General features: G+C 49.1%; 17 protein-coding genes. 8 read left to right on the plus strand and 9 right to left on the minus strand.

Going from position 1 to position 18073, the window contains the following annotated elements; all coding sequences use genetic code 11:
* Window positions 1-57: 57 nt before the first annotated feature.
* Window positions 58-798, minus strand: coding sequence for a creatininase family protein (locus GA003_09415; GenBank protein ID QXD30145.1), 741 nt, complete (start codon window positions 796-798; stop codon window positions 58-60).
* 38 nt (window positions 799-836) lie between these two features.
* Window positions 837-1433: a creatininase family protein gene (locus GA003_09420; GenBank protein QXD30146.1), complete on the minus strand. Its 597-nt coding sequence runs from the start codon at window positions 1431-1433 to the stop codon at window positions 837-839.
* Window positions 1434-1507: 74 nt separating this feature from the next.
* On the opposite strand from GA003_09420, the gene GA003_09425 reads away from it, so the two are divergent.
* Window positions 1508-2326, plus strand: coding sequence for a cytochrome c (locus GA003_09425; GenBank protein ID QXD30147.1), 819 nt, complete (start codon window positions 1508-1510; stop codon window positions 2324-2326).
* Between the two features lie 14 nt (window positions 2327-2340).
* On the opposite strand, the gene GA003_09430 is transcribed toward GA003_09425, so the two are convergent.
* The 3 genes from GA003_09430 to GA003_09440 all read right to left on the minus strand — a co-directional run bounded on the left by GA003_09430 (window position 2341) and on the right by GA003_09440 (window position 5431).
* Window positions 2341-3561: an amidohydrolase family protein gene (locus tag GA003_09430; protein ID QXD30148.1), complete on the minus strand. Its 1221-nt coding sequence runs from the start codon at window positions 3559-3561 to the stop codon at window positions 2341-2343.
* A gap of 8 nt (window positions 3562-3569) precedes the next feature.
* The gene (locus tag GA003_09435) at window positions 3570-4070 is read right to left on the minus strand and encodes a DUF2165 domain-containing protein (protein QXD30149.1); all 501 of its coding nucleotides are present in this window, start codon (window positions 4068-4070) and stop codon (window positions 3570-3572) included.
* A gap of 80 nt (window positions 4071-4150) precedes the next feature.
* Window positions 4151-5431, minus strand: a complete 1281-nt coding sequence (locus tag GA003_09440; protein ID QXD30150.1) for a cytosine deaminase — start codon at window positions 5429-5431, stop codon at window positions 4151-4153.
* Window positions 5432-5699: 268 nt separating this feature from the next.
* On the opposite strand from GA003_09440, the gene GA003_09445 reads away from it, so the two are divergent.
* The 6 genes from GA003_09445 (at window position 5700) to GA003_09470 (ending at window position 14323) form a co-directional block, all read left to right on the plus strand.
* On the plus strand, window positions 5700-7106 hold the full coding sequence (locus GA003_09445) for an FAD-binding oxidoreductase (protein QXD30151.1): 1407 nt from the start codon (window positions 5700-5702) through the stop codon (window positions 7104-7106).
* A 6-nt stretch (window positions 7107-7112) separates the two neighbouring features.
* Window positions 7113-7886, plus strand: coding sequence for an ABC transporter ATP-binding protein (locus GA003_09450; protein ID QXD30152.1), 774 nt, complete (start codon window positions 7113-7115; stop codon window positions 7884-7886).
* On the plus strand, window positions 7883-8722 hold the full coding sequence (locus tag GA003_09455; protein QXD30153.1) for an ABC transporter permease subunit: 840 nt from the start codon (window positions 7883-7885) through the stop codon (window positions 8720-8722). The genes GA003_09450 and GA003_09455 overlap by 4 nt, the downstream gene beginning before the upstream one ends.
* Window positions 8719-10485, plus strand: a complete 1767-nt coding sequence (locus tag GA003_09460; protein ID QXD30154.1) for an ABC transporter substrate-binding protein — start codon at window positions 8719-8721, stop codon at window positions 10483-10485. The genes GA003_09455 and GA003_09460 overlap by 4 nt, the downstream gene beginning before the upstream one ends.
* A 224-nt stretch (window positions 10486-10709) precedes the next feature.
* Window positions 10710-13268, plus strand: coding sequence for a hypothetical protein (locus GA003_09465; GenBank protein ID QXD30155.1), 2559 nt, complete (start codon window positions 10710-10712; stop codon window positions 13266-13268).
* A gap of 71 nt (window positions 13269-13339) precedes the next feature.
* Window positions 13340-14323, plus strand: a complete 984-nt coding sequence (locus GA003_09470) for an ABC transporter substrate-binding protein (GenBank protein ID QXD30156.1) — start codon at window positions 13340-13342, stop codon at window positions 14321-14323.
* 3 nt (window positions 14324-14326) lie between these two features.
* Here GA003_09470 and GA003_09475 read toward each other — a convergent pair whose 3' ends face one another.
* On the minus strand, window positions 14327-15127 hold the full coding sequence (locus GA003_09475; GenBank protein ID QXD30157.1) for a creatininase family protein: 801 nt from the start codon (window positions 15125-15127) through the stop codon (window positions 14327-14329).
* Window positions 15128-15253: 126 nt separating this feature from the next.
* On the opposite strand from GA003_09475, the gene GA003_09480 reads away from it, so the two are divergent.
* Window positions 15254-15643 carry a RidA family protein gene (locus GA003_09480; protein ID QXD30158.1) on the plus strand — a complete coding sequence of 130 codons (390 nt, stop codon included), beginning with the start codon at window positions 15254-15256 and terminating at the stop codon, window positions 15641-15643.
* Here the strand turns inward: GA003_09480 and GA003_09485 are convergent.
* From GA003_09485 to GA003_09495, 3 genes are all read right to left on the minus strand, one after another.
* A complete protein-coding gene (locus GA003_09485; protein QXD30159.1) occupies window positions 15569-16234 on the minus strand; it encodes a DUF1549 domain-containing protein in 666 nt (221 codons plus the stop codon). The two genes, GA003_09480 and GA003_09485, sit on opposite strands and share 75 nt — an antisense overlap.
* Complete coding sequence (locus GA003_09490; GenBank protein QXD30160.1) at window positions 16201-16674, minus strand: hypothetical protein; 474 nt, start codon at window positions 16672-16674, stop codon at window positions 16201-16203. The genes GA003_09485 and GA003_09490 overlap by 34 nt, the downstream gene beginning before the upstream one ends.
* A gap of 115 nt (window positions 16675-16789) precedes the next feature.
* Window positions 16790-18055 carry a sulfatase-like hydrolase/transferase gene (locus GA003_09495; protein QXD30161.1) on the minus strand — a complete coding sequence of 422 codons (1266 nt, stop codon included), beginning with the start codon at window positions 18053-18055 and terminating at the stop codon, window positions 16790-16792.
* Window positions 18056-18073: the final 18 nt, after the last annotated feature.

The raw sequence follows: 18073 nt of genomic DNA on the forward strand, positions 1-18073 counted from the left end.
GGGACCTACCACGATTTCAAACGCTAAAATTGAGTTTCTTCAGGCCGTAAACGCCGCCTATCTGTTTACGCACTTACACTGTTTCTCCAACTCAACGGCAAAAGCTTTACAACAAACCTCCATCCAATGCTTCCCTTTCTCAGCTGTTCCTTGGGTGGCGTCGCCCATGACACCTGATTTGGACACATCACTGGAGACCCAAGCGAAGGTAGCCGGGGCGTCTTCCGGAAGAAGTTCCCCGGAATCATCAATGTGGGCCGGGTATTCGCATACGGCTTTAGACATATCGACTGACTCAGGCCATATATCGAGGAGCCAGGATGTTTCGACTTCGCCGGCATGGAAGCCGTAGGTTGCTTCCTGTTCAGAGAGATCCATTTCGAATTTGGGCTGAAGACGTTCGGCGGACATGTCCAGTGTTTCGCTGATTTCACGAAGCGTGTAGTCGATGACAGAGCTGTTTCCGCCGTGAAAGTTGGCGACGCGAAGGACTTTGAAACCCCAGGAGGAGAGTTGCCGTGCAATGGCAAAGAGCTGAAGCCGTAAGGTTTTTTTAGAAATGGCGATGGTTCCAGGAAAGCCAGAGTGTTCGTTGCTTTTTCCAAAGGTAATGGTTGGGCCGACCAGTAGTTGAATCTCGTCCGGAAGTAAGGCAAAGGATCTTTCAAGAAAGGTTTCGGCCAAGAGAGTATCAACGGCAACAGGCAAATGAGGTCCGTGTTGCTCAATAGAACCCGTACCAATGATAACCGGAATGGACTCCTTCTTGGGTAGCGTTTCAATTTGAGACCGACTCATAGCCGGCAGGTAGCGATTTCGAAAGCTTGGATAACTCATTAAGCATCTCCTTTCTGCTGCGGAATTTTTCCGTCATTGGCCAAAGCGGGTTTGGCCCCCACTTCTATCAACAACGAAGCAAGCCGTTTTGCACCTTGCTCCAGAAAACCATCCACTTGTTGAACTGAAAGATCTATACCGAGCCCTGAAAGATGAATGCAAAAGGTCTGCATCCCCAGCTCTATACGCAGGTCACGAGCCGTGGCATCGAGCAGATCCTCGTTCCAGGGACTTGAGTTGTAAAAGACCACTTTGCGAAACCCACTCGCCTTTATACTCAGTACTATTTCAGCGATGGCCTCATACACCTCATCAGGCTCCATCGTGAAAAACGAAGATTGAATAGAGCCGGTCACATATCGTTGAGGAGGAAGAATCAAGTGGGGCATGGTCGAATGCAACGACTGACTGGCATGCATAAGCATGCTCATCGACACCTGCTCTTCCTGATCCAATGGCAAACCGTCTCCCAAATCTGAGAAACCAATAATGGGCAAGATAACCTCCACCTTATCCTTTTCGGGTATAGAAGCAAAGTCGGGCCACTTCAATCGAGGCCAGAATGTATCCTGAAATGCATTACATAACTGCGACATAATTATTTAACATCCTATCGCTAGCATGAATGGAGATTCTCGACAATGTCCTAGTTTGTAGCATTCTCTCATACATGCGTGTCAACATCCTTGCCTTCACCGCAACATCTATAATAGCGATCTTTCTAAGCGGCTGCGGCAAACTCAAAGCTCCTTTGAGCTCCACACTCACAATGACGGTCGTGGAAAATACAGGAAAGATCAGCAACGAAATCAGCAGTGACCAAATCGCCAATCTTCCTAAGTCGACGAAACGGTTAAGCTTCGAAGCCAATGGAGAAGAAAAAGAAACTACTATCGTATACCTGAAAGACGTTTTAGATAAGTTTCAACCCATAGGTGACAACGACCTTCTTCTGGCAAATTGCTCCGACAAGTATCAATCCATATTCACCCTTGAAGATATTGAACATGCTCGTCCCTACTTTGTGCTGGAAGTCGAAGGCCAAGCCTTAAATGAATGGCTGTCCAAAATCGGTCATCCGCAATGGGGGCCCAACATCATCAACATTGAGAATGCCGAAGGTTTTCTTGATCCTTCACATAAAAATCCATGGGGACTCGCGGAGCTGGTTGTCGTAAGCCGACCAAAGGCCCTCGCTGGCTGGGCGGATCACGAAATGAACGAATCGGCAGGGCGTGGCCTTGATCTATACCTGGACAGTTGTGTAAGTTGTCACGATACCCTGAACGGGATCGTCGGAGGGAAGAAATCTACGCGACCCTTAAACCTGCTAGCCATCTTCGCTGTCAGCAACGAACCCTACTTTCGAGGAATGATGACGGATCCTCAAAAGACAAATCCCCTGGCCCAGAGCATGCCCAGCTATGCCCATTGGTCGGAAGATAATGTGAAAGATCTGATTGCGTTCCTGAAGTCGACGGTGAAATAGCAGGTATCTTATCTTCAAATACCCGTGTAAGGTTTTTTGTATAGAGCACGGCCTTTGAGAAAAGTGCCCAATACATCCTCTGCACCCAGTCGAGTGACGATGCTGGCCAGCAAATGGTGGGTATGGCGCAAACGCGTTTTCGAAAAATCGAGCACAACAAAATCAGCGGGCAGGCCTTCTTCGAGATAGCCATGGCGGTCACCCCCAAAAGCTTTTCCCATATTGACCGTCGCCAGCTTCAAGATATCCCGCGGATCGGGTCTAACCGCATCTCCGTATTGGCTTTTGGCTACCTTGTAGGTAAAATCCAATTCGGCTAGCATGTTTGAATTATTGAGCATCGCGTTGTCGGTGCCGAGAAGCAAGTTGGCACCTTTATCGAGGAGGCTTCTAATAGGTGGTAACGGCAAGCCAAGGTTGGCATTGGCCCGCGGATTTAAGACACCAGTGATACCTGCATCGACTAACATTTGCTGCTCATCGTCTTCGGAAACCGTCATGTGAACCACAATGTTGGGTTCGTACAGTTCAATGGCCCGAATAAGGTCCCCACGAAATACCATTTTAAAACTCAAGTCGCGGTAGCCCCAATTTTCCAAACAATGAATCGCGCGAAATTTACCCAGCTCCTTCGTGCGCGCTTTGACATACTCCCAGGCCGGATCGGTCATGTCATTCATAGTGCTCTCGCTGAATCCATGAGCAACTTTGAGCATTGCATCCAGCTCGGTTTTGTAAGCGTCACTCAATTCAGCCTTGTTTTCCAACAGCGTTGCCGCATCAAAAGGCGAAGTTTCGAACTGCGAGAGGATGACGGAATCGAGACCCACTTGCTCGGAAGCTGCTTTGAGTATCTCCGCTCCCTTCACCCCTTCCTCACGAAAGTCCAGGTGGCCGATGGTCCCGGTGCGTACCATAAATGCGAGTTGGGTGGCGATACGAGGCAACTGCTCTTCCGGACTGAGCTTCGCTAGCTCTTTGTACTTATAACCATCGGGACGGAAGAATCCTTCCTCTAGAGTCAAACCGGTGGTGCCATCGAGTAAGCAGGAGTCACCCATATGGGTGTGTGAATTGTAAAGCCCCGGGATGATGACCAGCCCGTCCCCCTTGATACGGTTATAGGGTTCACGTCGATCAATAGCCTCGATCGTATCACCGCTTACTTTGAAACGATCGCAAAGAAAAGGCTCCAGATCAGGCCCCCAGAGGACCATGCAATTTTTAAATTCCATCGCTATTACTAGCTATCGCCCAACTTGTCGTCCTTCATAGCAATAAAAATGAGCGATATTCCCATGATGACAAACATCCTATGGGCCGCACCCTGGCCGTTGAAGGTTTTTGATTGCCACATTAGAAACCATTCGGCGCCCACAGACAAAAAGGCAATGTACCACTGCAGCATACTCAAGGTGAGTCCGGCAAATACCAGATTCTTGGCCAGGTTAAAATCTTTGGCTCCGGCGACACGGCTGCACCACAACTTCCAAGTGCCCATAGCCAAAAGCACCATCGCTGCCGATTCCCAAAGAATGATGGACGCATAAAGAAGGTGATAGATAACTGGCGAGTTGATCGCTCGCCACTGCCCCTTATTCCCTTCGAACGTGTCCTTCATCCCGAGGACGTTCTCTACAAAGGCGTAATTCGAACCGTAATCGGTCAGGTTATTGAATACGACCAGAAAAAGGAAAAGAAACGACGCAAAGGCCAAGGCGATTTTGCAATATCGAAGAACCATACAGTCCCCTAAGCAATTCCCTGGCCAACTTCATACCCTGCATCACATTGCTGAGTGCAAAGCACAAATAAGACAGCCCTTTAAATGACTTCGGAATAGTCGGGTATGTTCATTTCCTCCAGTTTCGAATCCCGAAACAGTTGCCGTCTAACCAGCGGCCTACTCAGTAATTGACTCATGGTCGAGGTATGGAAAATCGAAAAGGCTGCTGGAGCACCAGGGACGATCTGGCCATAACCAGACTCAGATAATCCCATCAGATCAGCTGGAGCACGGGTAACCACCTCAATCGATTCCTGCAAACGTCGATCCAAATGACCGATCCGCAGGGATTCGCGGTAGACCTCTAACATGTCCAAGTCTCCATAGGCATAAAATGAATCCCTGACGTTGTCGCTCGCGCAGGCGAATGGCACACCCCGATTCATAAACTCATGCGCTAAAGTGATACCGCGCCAGTAGGGAGTTTGAATGTCATCCTCCTCTACCCTGCGATCCTGCAGATAAAGATTACACATGGGCAGTGAAACCACTTTAATGCCCGACTCCTTCACTAGTTCCAGAATCTCCAGTTGTTCTTTCAAAGGCTTGACCGAGAGACTGCAGCAGTGCCCACAAACCACCGTATTTGGAAATTCATTACGCAAAACCGCACGAGCAACCGCTTCCAACACATAGGTATCTTCCCCGTTGTTTTCATCAACGTGTAAATCCAGTCCTACTGACCTTTCAACCGCTAGTGCCATCAATCGGTCCAGTTGAGCGTCAAGGTCAGGATTCATGAGCGGCATGCCTCCAAGCGCAATGGCGCCAAACTCCACAGGCAGATCAGCCAGGGTGTCTCCAGAAGATTCACTATACTCCGGTATCGAAGCCAGACTCACCAGTTGAAGCTCCAGACGTCCCGCCCATTCCTCGCGTAATCGACTCAATGCCTCGTAGCTTCGCCGCGCCCATGGCAGCCCTGTATCTACATGACTGCGGAGCGCAACCGTGCCATAAGCATAAGCACATCGAAGCGCATAGGAAGCCCGACGGTAAACATCATCAGCTGTCCAATTCACTTTATCTGCCTCAATGTTGTGCAATGCTTCATTGAAGGTGCCCGATTTATTGGGCGCTCTTTCCCAGCTGTGTGCTTTATCCAAGTGGGTATGCGCATCGAGAAAGCCAGGTAGCAGAATCGTATGATTCAATTCCAAGTCAGCTTGCCCCTGGCCTGCTTCCACGGAACGCACCAGTCCGTTTTCAATTCGCACGACACAATCCGTCAAACCTTCCCAGTCTGCTTCCCCAGTATAACCACTGTCCAACAGTCGCCGAGGAACTCGTGCAGAAATGCTCTTTATCGAGTCAGTCATCGATCAAGTGCTGTCCATTTTTCGCTCACACATCAGAATGATGCGCTGTTGGGTGAATGACATAATCGTTAGCAAGGACTAATCCTAAAGTGTTTCGTTTACGGGTCAGAAACTTAATTCGAGTCTGAAGCAAGCGGAATAAGGGGATGAATGGTTATTTTGAGAAATTTAGAAAGGGCTTTCTATTCAATTAAGCACGTAGAGTGCCATTTAGTAACTTCAAAAATAGTAAGGTACAAATTGGCAGTGAAAATGCTGATAGCTGATCATGGTAATAGAAATTTCCGATGAAATCATTGAAGCATTTAAAGACATTTGCGGAGTCGATTACATAGAAACTGAGCCCGAAAAAGTTGATAAGCTTTCGAAGGATTTCTATTGGTATTCTCCGATCCTTAAACCTCTCCTGGAGGACAAGAAGGCTGGAGTGGCCGTTATACCGCAGGATTTGGAAGAGCTGAAGGCCACGGTGGCTATATGCTGCCGTAATCGACTCCCAATAACTATCCGAGGAGGAGGAACTGGAAACTACGGTCAGTGCGTACCGCTCCACGGTGGCGTGGTCATCGATCTGTCCGCCCTGGATCGAATCATTTCTTTGGACGATGGTGTGGTCCGTGCGGAACCCGGTGCCCGGCTGGTGACAATTGAAACCAAGGCTAGAGAAGTAGGTTATGAGTTGCGCTGCATGCCATCCACGTTCGTCAAAAGCACCCTGGGAGGTTTCTTTTGCGGAGGATCAGGTGGAGTCGGTTCCATTACCTGGGGAGGCATTGTCCAGGGAGACAATGTAAAATCCGTGACCATTCTTAGCGCAGAAGAAGAGCCCCAGCTAGTGAAGCTAGAGGGTCCGGATGCGATCAAAGCCCTCCACACTTATGGCACCAATGGAATCATGGTGGAGATAGAAATGCGACTCGCGCCCAAGGTCGATTACCAGCAACTGATATTTTGCCACAAGGACTGGAATACCATTTTCGACTGGACGGACGACTTTGCTCGTCAGGATCATTTCAAACGTCGACTGATCACCGGCTTTGAAAACCCTATTCCTCAATACTTCAAAGGCTTGGTTAAGCATTTTGAAGAGGAAGAGCATGTCACCTTCATCCTGATCTCAACGGACCAAAGCGATGAGGCGAAAGCGCTCGCTGAGGCTGCCGGATTGCGTTTGGCCTACGACCGTCCACTCGCCGATCCACCGCGACCACCATATATTACCGATTATACATGGAACCATACCACCTTGTGGGCGCTGCGAGCAGACCCCACCATCACTTACCTCCAGGCAGGCTTTGGCACTGACTACAAAGCAAAGATGGAAATGCTCTGGGAAAAGTTTCCCGGCGAGATCCTCATGCACATTGAATGGACCGCCGGTAATTCCAAAATGAACCAGGAAATCCACCGACCCCTTACCGGTGAAAATGTCCTCGTCGGAGGGATACCACTGGTACTTTACAAGAGCGACGAGCGTCTCCAGGAGATCATGGATTACTGCGAAGAAATAGGGGTTTTTATTGCCAACCCACATACCTACGTTTTGGAAGAAGGCGGGATGCATCCGGACATCGAAGAAAAGCGGGCATTCAAGGACAAGATGGATCCCTTAACTCTGCTGAATCCGGGAAAGATGAAAACCTACCCGAAAAACCCTTTCGCTCAAACAGCCTAACACTACATGTCGGAACCACAGCCACCGATTGTCGTATTTGATAAACTCTGCCAACGCTACGGCAACGGCCCGCTGGTACTCGAGGATCTCGACCTTCAGGTTGAGAAAGGAGAATTCATCAGCCTGGTTGGCCCCAGTGGCTGCGGCAAATCTACCATCCTAAAGACCATCAGTGGACTCACCCCGCATGCCTCAGGTACTATAAGCATCGATGGGATGCAGCCCAAGGAAGCACGGGAAGAAACCTTTTTCATTTTCCAGGATGCAAATTTGCTGCCCTGGCTCCGCGTGCAGAACAATGTGGAATTGCCGCTTCGAATCAGTGGCGACTCAAAGGAGCGCCGTGCAAGGAAAGCCAATAAAATGATAGAGTTGGTCGGTTTAAAAGACGCGACTCGCCAATTTCCCTGGCAACTATCGGGTGGCATGCGAATGCGCGTCTCCATCGCCAGAGCCCTGACCGTCTCACCCAGTATCCTGCTTTTAGATGAGCCCTTCGGCGCACTCGATGAAATGACTCGAGATCGCTTGAACGAAGATTTGTTGCAGATCCGGGATGAAGATCCATTCACAGCGTTCTTCGTGACGCACTCAGTGGCAGAAGCGGTTTTTCTATCCACTCGCATCGTCGTCTTGTCAGCCAACCCGGGTCGCATTGCTGAAATCATCGAAGTACCCTTTGATTTTCCTCGAACAGCGGAGCTGCGTGAGCAACCCGAATACCTGCAACTACTCGCTAAAGCGACCCACGCACTACGATCTGTGGAGGAAGAAGCATGAATTTTAAGAAATACAGCCCTTTTCTGATGCCGATCCTTTCAACGATCGTCATCATCACACTGTGGTACACCATTGGATCACTGATTGTAGATAGCAATATGAAGACGGAGGGCTACACCAAGGAGGATGCTGAAGCCATCCGTCGCATTCAAATGCCCTATCCCACCGAAATATGGCAGGCCATGGTGGATGAGAGAGCCGACCTGATCACGGCAGCCAAGAACACTTTCGTATCGGCTGCGATCGGCTTCGTAGCCGCCATCACAATCGGGTATATTATCGCTATGATTTTTGCAGCGTCATCGCTGGTCAAACATGCCACTTACCCCTGGGTTCTGGTTCTGCAAATGACCCCGGTCGTTATCCTGGCACCCATCATTGCGATCTGGTTAAAGGAAGGGAGAAGCGCGATTACACTGGTTACGTTCCTGATTGGGTTCTTCCCAATTGTGGCCAACTCCACCCAAGGTCTCATTTCGACCGACAGAAATTTACTCGATCTGTTCACGGTGTGCAATGCCAGCAAGGTTCAGGAGATATTTCTACTTCGGGTCCCCTTTTCCATGCCTTACTTTCTAACCGGAATGAAGATTGCCGGCACTTTGGCGCCCATCGGAGCTATCACGGGAGACATTTTTGTAGGCACCTCGGCGAGTGGTGGGGCCGGTCTCGGATTCATGACCATCGTCTACAATTCCAATGTGAAGATTCCTGCCCTTTTCGCTACGGCAACCATCGCCTGTACCATGGGTTTCGTATTTGTTGGCTCGGTTAATCTCATTCATTGGCTTGCCTTGAGAAACTGGCACGATTCCATGATCCACAAACAAAAATGATCGCTTCGCTTCGCACCTGCTTCCTTTCTATCACCCTGACCATTCTGAGTATCCTGCTCGTCGCCTGTGGCGGAGGTAATTCATCTCAAGAGTCAGAGAACGGTCTGACAAAGATTGTTCTGCAAACTGACTGGTACGCTCAACCGGAGCACGGTGGATTCTACCAGGCCTTGGCCCAAGGATACTATGAAGAGGTGGGATTGGATGTGGAAATCATTCCTGGCGGCCCAAACGCATTGCCAGTCCAAAAAGTAGCACAAGGAGTAGCAGACTTTGCCATCGGGAGAAGCGACGAAGTTATCATCGCTACCTCTAGACAAGTTCCTGTCGCAATCGCGGGCGCCCTTATGCAGCACGATCCGCAAGCTGTCCTCTTCCACAAAGAATCGGGCATCACAAAATTTGAGGATTTAGATGGTAAAACCATCATGGCAAATCCCGGCTCCGCTTTCATTCGCATCATGGAGCAAACCTATGATATCGACGTAAACATCATGCCACTAGACTATGGCATGAACCGATTTCTTGCAGATAAAAATTTCATACAGCAGTGCTTTATAACCAACGAGCCTTACTACGTCGAAAAGGAAGGCGCTGACGCAGGCACCCTACTCCTCTCCGATTCCGGATTTTCTCCCTATCGTGTTTGGTTCACCTCACGCGGATTCGCCCGCGCCAAGCCTGATATTATTAAAGCATTTACCGAAGCCTCCATTCGGGGCTGGAATGACTACCTGACGGGTGATCGTACCGACGCAAATGCCATGATTTCCGCCAACAATCCTCAACAAACTCCGGAGTTAATGGATTACGTGGCCAACTCCATGATCGAAAACAAACTGGTTTCCGGTCGTCCGGAAAACGGCGAAAAGACAGGCCTAGTAACCACCGAGCGAATACAGAAGCAGATCGAACAATTAACAGAGATCGAAATGCTGGAGTCTGAAGTTAAAGTGGAAGACGTTCTTATCGAAGGCACCATCGATCTCAGCCAGGCAACACCGAGCTATATAAAACCTCAGCATTGGCCCAACCTCGTCCTGCATACCAGCAACGGCATCCAACAGAGCCAACAAGTCATCAAGCCTGCACAGATGGCAGAGATAGCCGTTGAAGCTCGCCGTAAGTTCTTCGAAACTGCCGATGAGCATTACGATATGCAAATCGTGTATCTCGCAGACTTTATAGAAACATTCGTTTCCGACCCCGAGCTCACATTCTGGATCACCAATTACGGGGATAAATACCAATCCAATTTTACGCCTGATATACTCAACACCGTTAAACCGTATTTCATTCTGACCATCGATGGTCAATCAATCGTAGATTGGCTTGATTCCATTGATCACCCTGAGTGGGGGCCGCATGTTCTCAATATTGAGTCGACCGAAGGACTGCTCGATCCGCCTCACAAAAATCCCTGGGGAGTCTCCAAAATACATGCCGTGACAAAAGAGCTGGCCTTCTCAGGTCTGGGGAGCAGTGAACTAGGCGAATCAGCTGAAAAGGGCCAATTGATTTTTGCGAACAGCTGTGCCAGTTGCCACCAAACGGGAAACGGACTGCTTGGAGGTTCAGTTTCATCCAGAACCATGCCTATGTTGGCAGCCTTTGCCATAAACGCGGAAGATTATTTCAGAAAGATGCTTATTTCGCCGAAAGAGACGAATCCTCTGGCCGAAAAGATGCCAAGCTACGCACATTACCAGGAGGAGCATATTGTTAGTCTGATCGATTTCCTGAAGACTTTGGCAATCAACTAGTTGTCGAATCACTCTTGAGCTTTAGCTCAACACAACAGGATCCTCCCTAGGGCAGAATCATGAATTATATTTATCGTATTTATTAATCAAATACATGGATCGTTTTGGACCACTCTAAACATCAAGTTAACCTTCAAGGTTTATTACATTTGGCACATAACATGCTAACTTGTTAACAATAAAGTTCTTTGTTTGAATACAAAACACTATCAGAAGAAATGAAAATGAAACTGCGACAAGCTGCTCTTATCTACATCCTGGGAGCCTCCACCTGGCTTTCAGCTCAGGACGACGTGGATGGCCCTATCCTGGAATTGGATGAATTCATAACCGAAGAAGTAAGCCAGGAATTATCTGACTCACTAATTCCAACTGACCGGAGTGTGGGTTCCGCCTTTTTTGCCGATATGGAACTCTTGGATATTCCTCGATCAGTCCTGGTTCTCTCGCCAGAAACGATGGAGCAATTCCAGATCGAAGACTTTAATGATCTACAAAATATCGGTGCCGGTACCGAGCGATACAATTTCTATGGCATCGCCGGACAACCGGTTCTTCGCGGGTGGCAAGGTGGCATCTACTTTAACGGTATGCTTCGTGCCTTCCAACGAAACGAAATGCCAACCTCCTTCGGAGCTCTTGAAGCAATGGAGGTCGTCAAAGGCCCTGCACCTGCACAGTTCATTCCCAGCCATGTCGGCGGTTACGTGAACATGCTCCCTAAATCTCCATTTTTCGATGAATCCAGAGGTGAATTCAAATTCGAGTTTGGATCCAACAACCATTACAATATCCAGGTCGACAAGGGAGGTCCATTCCTCGCAGGAAGCAAACCCGCTGCTTACCGCGTTTCCATTACTTCTCAAAACGCGGATACCTGGTACAATAATGTAGGAAACGATTTCAACTCGGTTTACGCATCCATCAAAATGAAACTCTCCGAAGAAACCTACCTCTTCGCTGGTGCTGAGTATTACGAATTCAAATCAAACGAAAATGCTGCCTGGAATCGTCCTACTCAGAATCTGGTTGATACCGGTCAATATGTAATCGGTGAACCACTCAGCCTCGTACGCACAGAAAACGGCGGATTTGCCGATAGAAACCTGCTCAGCTACAGTGCCGATTTCCGTGCTCTGGTTGTGCCTGCATCTGTCGTGGATGGCGCCAGCCTTTCTACCGACCAAATGTCTGCACTCAAAGACCTGAGCGATCCTGCAGTGCGTGCCGCAATTTACGATGGTTTGCCAGCTGACATAGCACAAACCACTTCCGGCTATCTATATACACCAGATTACTTCCTGGCAGGTGGCCCCGTGTTCACAGAAAAAATCAGCGGCAAGCAAATCCTCGCCGACCCGAGAGACTTCGCTGATTCAGAAGACTTAATGATATTCGCCGATCTGGAGCACTTCTTCAGCGACAGCACGGTCATGACAAACAAACTGTTTATTGAAGACATCACGACCGATAAGCTTTCTTCCTACCAATACGCATTTCGCATGGACCAGACAGTGATCGACGATCGTTTCTCACTGACCACCACCCTGGAGCCCAGTGATTCAAGCACGGTCGTATTGGATTACGGGGTACAAGTTAGGAAAACTGAGGCGACTCAGCTGCAGGACTTCTGGGCAGAACCATTCTCACGTCGCGATATTTCCCGCGATGAGATTAGTCAAAATAGCGTTTTTCTTTCTGGTGCTCAGTTTGATCCATCTACTAACAACAACTACTGGGGTGGCGGATTTGGGGCCGGTGGCCCAGGAGGTCACGCCGTTGAATCGGACCTTGAGCAGCATGGAGCATTTCTCTCCGCATTGTTTGACATGAATGAAGTCTTCTCGATTATCGCCAGTGCTCGTTACGACACCGTCGACATCAAAGCCAAGGTGCCTGAAGGCCCCACAGATATCGCACAGAATGTAACCGAGGACGATGATTCCTTTTTTAACTTCAGTATCAACCCAACCATCAAGCTGGGCGAAAATGCCAGCATCTATGGCGCCTACCAAGAAGCATCTACCTATGCTCCGACCCAAGGGGGTGCCGTATTAAGCACAGGAAACTTCGGGGATTCCGAGCTCACAGAAGTGGGTATAAAAACGTCTGCTTTCGATGGCCGATTCTACGCAAGTGTTGCCTGGTATGAATGGGAGCAAGCTGCCTTTAATGATAGAACCAATACCTCTGATCCTTACGAATCCGAAGGTATTGAATTCGAAGCCACCATCGCCGTCTCTGAGAACGTAACAATAATTGCCAGCTATGGTGATCGGGAAACAATACGTACGGCCCCTCTCGGCTTCCGTTCAATGCCTTGGAATCTCGCTGACCCAACGGGTGCACTGAACGACGAGATCGGGCTTGCACTTGAAGGGGGCTCTTTATTGCACCAGTTCACCGATGCGTTTGGTGGATTTACTCCTGAAGGAGGCGCTCCATCCAACAACCCTGATTTGATTATGCCGGGAGCACCTGAGACGACTGCCAAGCTGTTTGTCTCTTCTAGCTTCGAGAACGGATTCGGCCTTTCAGTCGGAGGAGTTTACAGTGACAAATTCTGGGCCAGCATGGACCGCTTTATCCTGGTTCCTTCCTCGGTCGTCATCAATTCAAACATCTGGTACGATGCTGGAAGCTGGAAAGCGATGCTCAGCCTCGAGAACATCACCGGTGAAGACTACTTCATCGGAGCAGATCCGATCTTTGCAGCCAACACAGCTCTAAGTAAAGCACCGGACGAAGTCCAGGCCCGCATGACTGTGACCGTACCCTTCTGATAAATTTCTTGTCGGTTTGACCAAAGGGCATGCCGGAAATAGTCCGACATGCCCTTTGCTTTTTAAACACCATGAACGCAAGCTCCACTCCACTACTCACTCTATGGGCAATCCTCGTATCAGGTCTTAGTTTCTCAGGATGCGGGGGCGGTGCCGACGAATCGACCAAAGATGGACGCTTTAATGTGCGGGTTCAGTTGGACTGGGTTGCAGAACCCGAACATGGTGCATTTTATACAGCTGAGGCCATGGGGTATTTCGTTGAGGAAGGCCTGAACGTAACCTTGGTTCAAGGAGGACCCAATTCACTTTCCATCAATAAGGTCGCGACCGGACAGGCTCATCTGGGCCAGGCGGACAGCACCAACGTGATCCTGGCCATTGAGGGCGGTGCTCCGGTGGTCAATGTCGCCTCCGTTTTTCAAAACGATCCCAGTGTCCTAATGATGCAAGAGGACTGTCCAGTCGAAGATTGGAAAGACCTCCAAAGCATGACGGTCATGGTTAGACCGGAATGGGCTTTCATTCCGTATTTGAAAAAGAAGTACGACATTGAATTCGATATTGTACCCCAGAATTTTGAATTAGGGCGCCTAATGACCGACAAGAACTTTGTGCAACAAGGATTCTGCATCGCAGAGCCTTTTTTCGTAAAACAACAAGGCATAAACCTGAAGTTTCTCTACGCCTGGGATACCGGCTTCGATGCTTACACGACCCTCTTTTCCAATAAAGCATTTGCCTACTCTTATCCTGAAGAATTGAAGGCTTTTATTCGGGCATTAAAACGAGGCTACAGTTATTACATCGAAGTGGATCCTCAGCCAGCGCACGACATCATGCTGGCGATCAACTCGAAAGCGTCGCCTGAATTCCTTGATTTTTCACGCGCGATGATCATCGACGCCGAGCTACACAAAACGGACGACACCGATTACCTCACCATTTCAAGAGATCGCTACCAAACCCAACTCGATCAGCTAACGGATCTGAAAATCATAAATGAAGTTTCCTTGACGGTCGAACAAGTCATGACTGACAAATACGTCCCATAAAGCTTAGAGCCCGTCTTCAATCGGCGGCCGGGCGTATTCATACTCAACCATTTCTTTCAGGAACTTCATAGTTCCCTGCACTGAGCGCTCAAGGTAGTCGGCCGCGATGTCATCCGTCACATGAGTGGGATCGCCAAACACGCCCGTAGCAGACCAGTCTTTGGTTTTCCATTGCGCATAACCTTTGCCAACCAAACCAATTCCTGTCTCCGGATAATCAGGAAAACAAGGCTTCGCTTTGTCTTCCTTAACCAAGTCAGGAGTCAAGGCTTTGATCAGTGCCGTTTCGGTGAAATTGGCGTGAATACCAAATTGCTTTTCTCTCGGATCAACTCCCTCCGGCAACGCCGTTTCATCAAGGTAAGTTCCAGCAGATCCAAAAAAGGTAGTCATGCCGAACTCGTCACGGATGTCGCGAGTGACCGCATGCAGGATGCCAATATTCCCTCCATGCCCATTGAAGAAACAGAGTTTGCGAAAGCCTGACTCGTGGACACTCCGGCCAATATCGAAGAGCACGTCATAAAGCGTCTTGGCTCCGATCCAGATGGTACCTGGAAAACCACGATGCTCGTTACTCTTGCTGATCGTAATCGGCGATAGACGATAGGCTGGTACATCCTCAGGCAATCGATCCATGGCACGTTCAAGCACGCCTGAACTAATGATCGTATCCGTATAAGTCGGCAAATGATGACCGTGTTGCTCGGTCGCACCGACGGGAAGGACAGCCACGGCTTTTGATTTATCCAGAGCTTTAACCTCCGGCCAGGTCATGTGAGAAAGAAAACGTTGAACAGCCATAAGATGAGTTCAGCTATTTTCGTACCGATAGACCAGCTTCAAACAAACTTCTCCAATTGAACCAATGCCCTTGCCGAGCAAATCCGTTTTGGCATCCTCAATGCTAGGATGACCAGCGACAAAACTATGTTTAAATATATCACTCCCGAAGAGATCCCTCCCCCATTCGCCACTTATAGCCACGGCGTTGAGGTACCGGCAAACGCACGATTGTTGTTCGTATCTGGACAACTCAGCGTTTCTTTGACCGAGCCCATCCCTGAAGACACCGAGTCGCAGGCAGGTCTGATTTTTAAGAATATCGGTTCGATCCTTGAATCCGCCGGTATGAGCTTGAACAACCTGGTTCGCATCAATGCCTACGTCACTGGTCGAGAACATCTTCAACCGTACATGAAAGTAAGGGACGAATTATTCTCTCAACCGGCTCCCGCATCGACCTTAATGATCGTGTCTGGGTTTGCCCGCGAAGCATTTACCGTCGAGATAGAGGTGATCGCTGCGGCAGATTCGTGAACAAGGCCTAGGGTCCGCCCACTTCAAGAGGCAGCGCGCACAGTTCATGGTGACACCCATCCAAACGGTTCCAACCGTTTCGGCCTGGTCGAATAGGTACTCGATTCGGTTTTCTTCGGGCAGTCGCCCACCCTCGCCATAAATCATGTGATTGCGGAGAAACGCCGTAGCCAATTTCTGCTCTTGAGTAGGATTGGGCAACAGGTCTCCTGCGATCTGTTCGATCGAAAATTGATCGTAGGGCATGTTGTTATTGAACGCCTGAATGACCCAATCACGCCAAGGCCACATGCCTCGTTCCGGATCGTTTTGATAGCCATTACTGTCAGCATAGCGAGCCGCATCCAACCAGTCCCAAGCCATACGTTCGCCATAGCGTGGTGAAGCTAACAATCGGTCGATCACCTTTTCCAATGCATCTGGCGACTCATCCGCAACAAAGGCATCCACCTCTTCCGGAGTAGGAGGAAATCCTGTGAGATCCAAAGAAATTCTTCGGATCAAGGTTTCCTTTTCTGCTAAAGGCGAAGGATTGATCTCATCTCCCTCCAAAGAGGCTAATACAAAGTGATCGATTTCATTTTTACCCAATCCCCGTTGGTCACTTCCGGCAGTTTTCTTTTAACAGGAGACACATAGGCCCAGTGCTCCTCGTATTCAGCGCCCTCCAATATCCAGTCGTTAAAGAGTTGCTTTTCTTCAGCCGTCAAAACACGCGGATGATTGGTCGGTGGCATGATATCTTCTTCATTCTCCGCGTTGATCATCCACATCATGAGGCTGTCTTCCGGATTCCCTGGAATGATGGCCGGTTCGCCATCACGCCCCGCTATAGCTTCATCCCGAACGTCCAAGCGCAGATCCGCTTCACGAGCCGCCGCATCTGGACCATGGCATTGAAAACAGGTGTCCGACATAATGGGCCTGATGTCTCGATTGAAGAAAACCTCTGCGAGCAACCGTCTTGGTGTAGCCAAAATGGATACAACTATCGTCAGCAGGCATAGGGGCGTTTTGTGGACGTATGACATGGGATACTTCAAAAAGGATGAGTCCCATAAAATAACCGCTATCCAGTTCGGCAAATTCTAAAAACAATTACCATATCAGTTTCTTATTAAACCGTACGGCTAATAGGCCAACCATTCATAGGCTCTGTAGTTGTACCACTTTGCAGGGAAACTCAGAAGCGAGGTTGTTGGTTTCGTTGGGATCCGTTTTAAGATCAAATAACAAGGGGTCCTCACCTTCCTTGAGCACCAGTTTGAATCGTCCGTCTGAGATTAGTTTCCAATCATTCAAGGCGCTTTTGTTCACGCGTCGGTGAATTTGGGATTTTCCACAAAGTACAGGCGCGAAAGATGAGGCATCAGATTTCGGTAAAGGTTCAGCACCTGCCATATCCAGGATAGTGGCACCTATATCGTGAAAACTTACAAGCGCTCCTGACACCTGACACCCGACACCTGCCCCACTGACCACCAGTGGCACATCGACCGAGCCTCCATACCAAATCGATTTTTGCCAACGATTATGATCCCCCAGCATTTCTCCATGGTCACTGGAGAAAATAATAACGGTGTTTTCAAGTTCACCTCGTTCTTCAAGGAGATCTAAATAACGCCCGATCTGAGAATCGATGTTCTCGATCATGGCAGCGTAATTCTGTTGGCGTAGCAGAATAAGTTCTGGATCGTCCTGATCATTGTCCACAGGCGATGGAAAGTCGACGTCCTGCCACTGCTCTCGCATCGTAGTAGTCACATCGTAGGGATCGTGAGGTCCGGCGAAATTAACTACCAGGTGCCACGGTTGCTCCTTCGAAAACTCTTGGAGCCTATCCAAGCCATTCTGAGCAATCCAGTTATCACAGTAAGCCTCATCAGGTAGCTCGGTCACTGCCTCGAATAAAAGATTCCCAGTGCTATGCTCGTACATGGATAGGTGCTTATCCAAAAGCCCATGATCACTCAGGTATTTTATGTAGGGGCCTTTTATGACTCCCTCTTTTCGATAGGACCAAATGGCATCACCCTTCCCCTCACTGTCGTTGCCTTCGCTAAAACCGTATTCATCCAACAACATCGATCCATCCACTCCCCAATCGAGATCCGCCTTGTGTAGATCAAATTTCCCAACACCAGCAACATGGTAACCCGAATCCCGAAGCGATTGATAATAGGTTCTCCGATTAAGCGGCAAGTTGTCATAGATCGTTGGCGCGCCACAATTTTTGAAATCCATGCCAGTAGCCAAGCAAGCTCTGGCTGGAGAGCACAGTGGCGACGGTGTGATGGCCCGTGTAAAACGAGTGCCCTCAGCTGCAAGTCGATCAATGTTTGGCGTATTGACCGGCAGGTCGGACGCACAACCCATCCAATCGACTCGAAATTGATCAGGGATAAAAAACAAAAAACTGGGACGCCTTTC

This window comes from Opitutia bacterium ISCC 52 (assembly GCA_014529675.2).
Classification (GTDB): domain Bacteria; phylum Verrucomicrobiota; class Verrucomicrobiia; order Opitutales; family UBA2995; genus UBA2995.

Excerpts from the sequence above, each read along its gene's own strand:
- GA003_09415 (QXD30145.1), bottom strand. The coding sequence starts at position 798 with ATGAGTCGGTCTCAAATTGAAACGCTACCCAAGAAGGAGTCCATTCCG.
- GA003_09420 (QXD30146.1), bottom strand. The coding sequence starts at position 1,433 with ATGTCGCAGTTATGTAATGCATTTCAGGATACATTCTGGCCTCGATTG.
- GA003_09425 (QXD30147.1), top strand. The coding sequence starts at position 1,508 with ATGCGTGTCAACATCCTTGCCTTCACCGCAACATCTATAATAGCGATC.
- GA003_09430 (QXD30148.1), bottom strand. The coding sequence starts at position 3,561 with ATGGAATTTAAAAATTGCATGGTCCTCTGGGGGCCTGATCTGGAGCCT.
- GA003_09435 (QXD30149.1), bottom strand. The coding sequence starts at position 4,070 with ATGGTTCTTCGATATTGCAAAATCGCCTTGGCCTTTGCGTCGTTTCTT.
- GA003_09440 (QXD30150.1), bottom strand. The coding sequence starts at position 5,431 with ATGACTGACTCGATAAAGAGCATTTCTGCACGAGTTCCTCGGCGACTG.
- GA003_09445 (QXD30151.1), top strand. The coding sequence starts at position 5,700 with ATGGTAATAGAAATTTCCGATGAAATCATTGAAGCATTTAAAGACATT.
- GA003_09450 (QXD30152.1), top strand. The coding sequence starts at position 7,113 with ATGTCGGAACCACAGCCACCGATTGTCGTATTTGATAAACTCTGCCAA.
- GA003_09455 (QXD30153.1), top strand. The coding sequence starts at position 7,883 with ATGAATTTTAAGAAATACAGCCCTTTTCTGATGCCGATCCTTTCAACG.
- GA003_09460 (QXD30154.1), top strand. The coding sequence starts at position 8,719 with ATGATCGCTTCGCTTCGCACCTGCTTCCTTTCTATCACCCTGACCATT.
- GA003_09465 (QXD30155.1), top strand. The coding sequence starts at position 10,710 with ATGAAACTGCGACAAGCTGCTCTTATCTACATCCTGGGAGCCTCCACC.
- GA003_09470 (QXD30156.1), top strand. The coding sequence starts at position 13,340 with ATGAACGCAAGCTCCACTCCACTACTCACTCTATGGGCAATCCTCGTA.
- GA003_09475 (QXD30157.1), bottom strand. The coding sequence starts at position 15,127 with ATGGCTGTTCAACGTTTTCTTTCTCACATGACCTGGCCGGAGGTTAAA.
- GA003_09480 (QXD30158.1), top strand. The coding sequence starts at position 15,254 with ATGTTTAAATATATCACTCCCGAAGAGATCCCTCCCCCATTCGCCACT.
- GA003_09490 (QXD30160.1), bottom strand. The coding sequence starts at position 16,674 with ATGTCATACGTCCACAAAACGCCCCTATGCCTGCTGACGATAGTTGTA.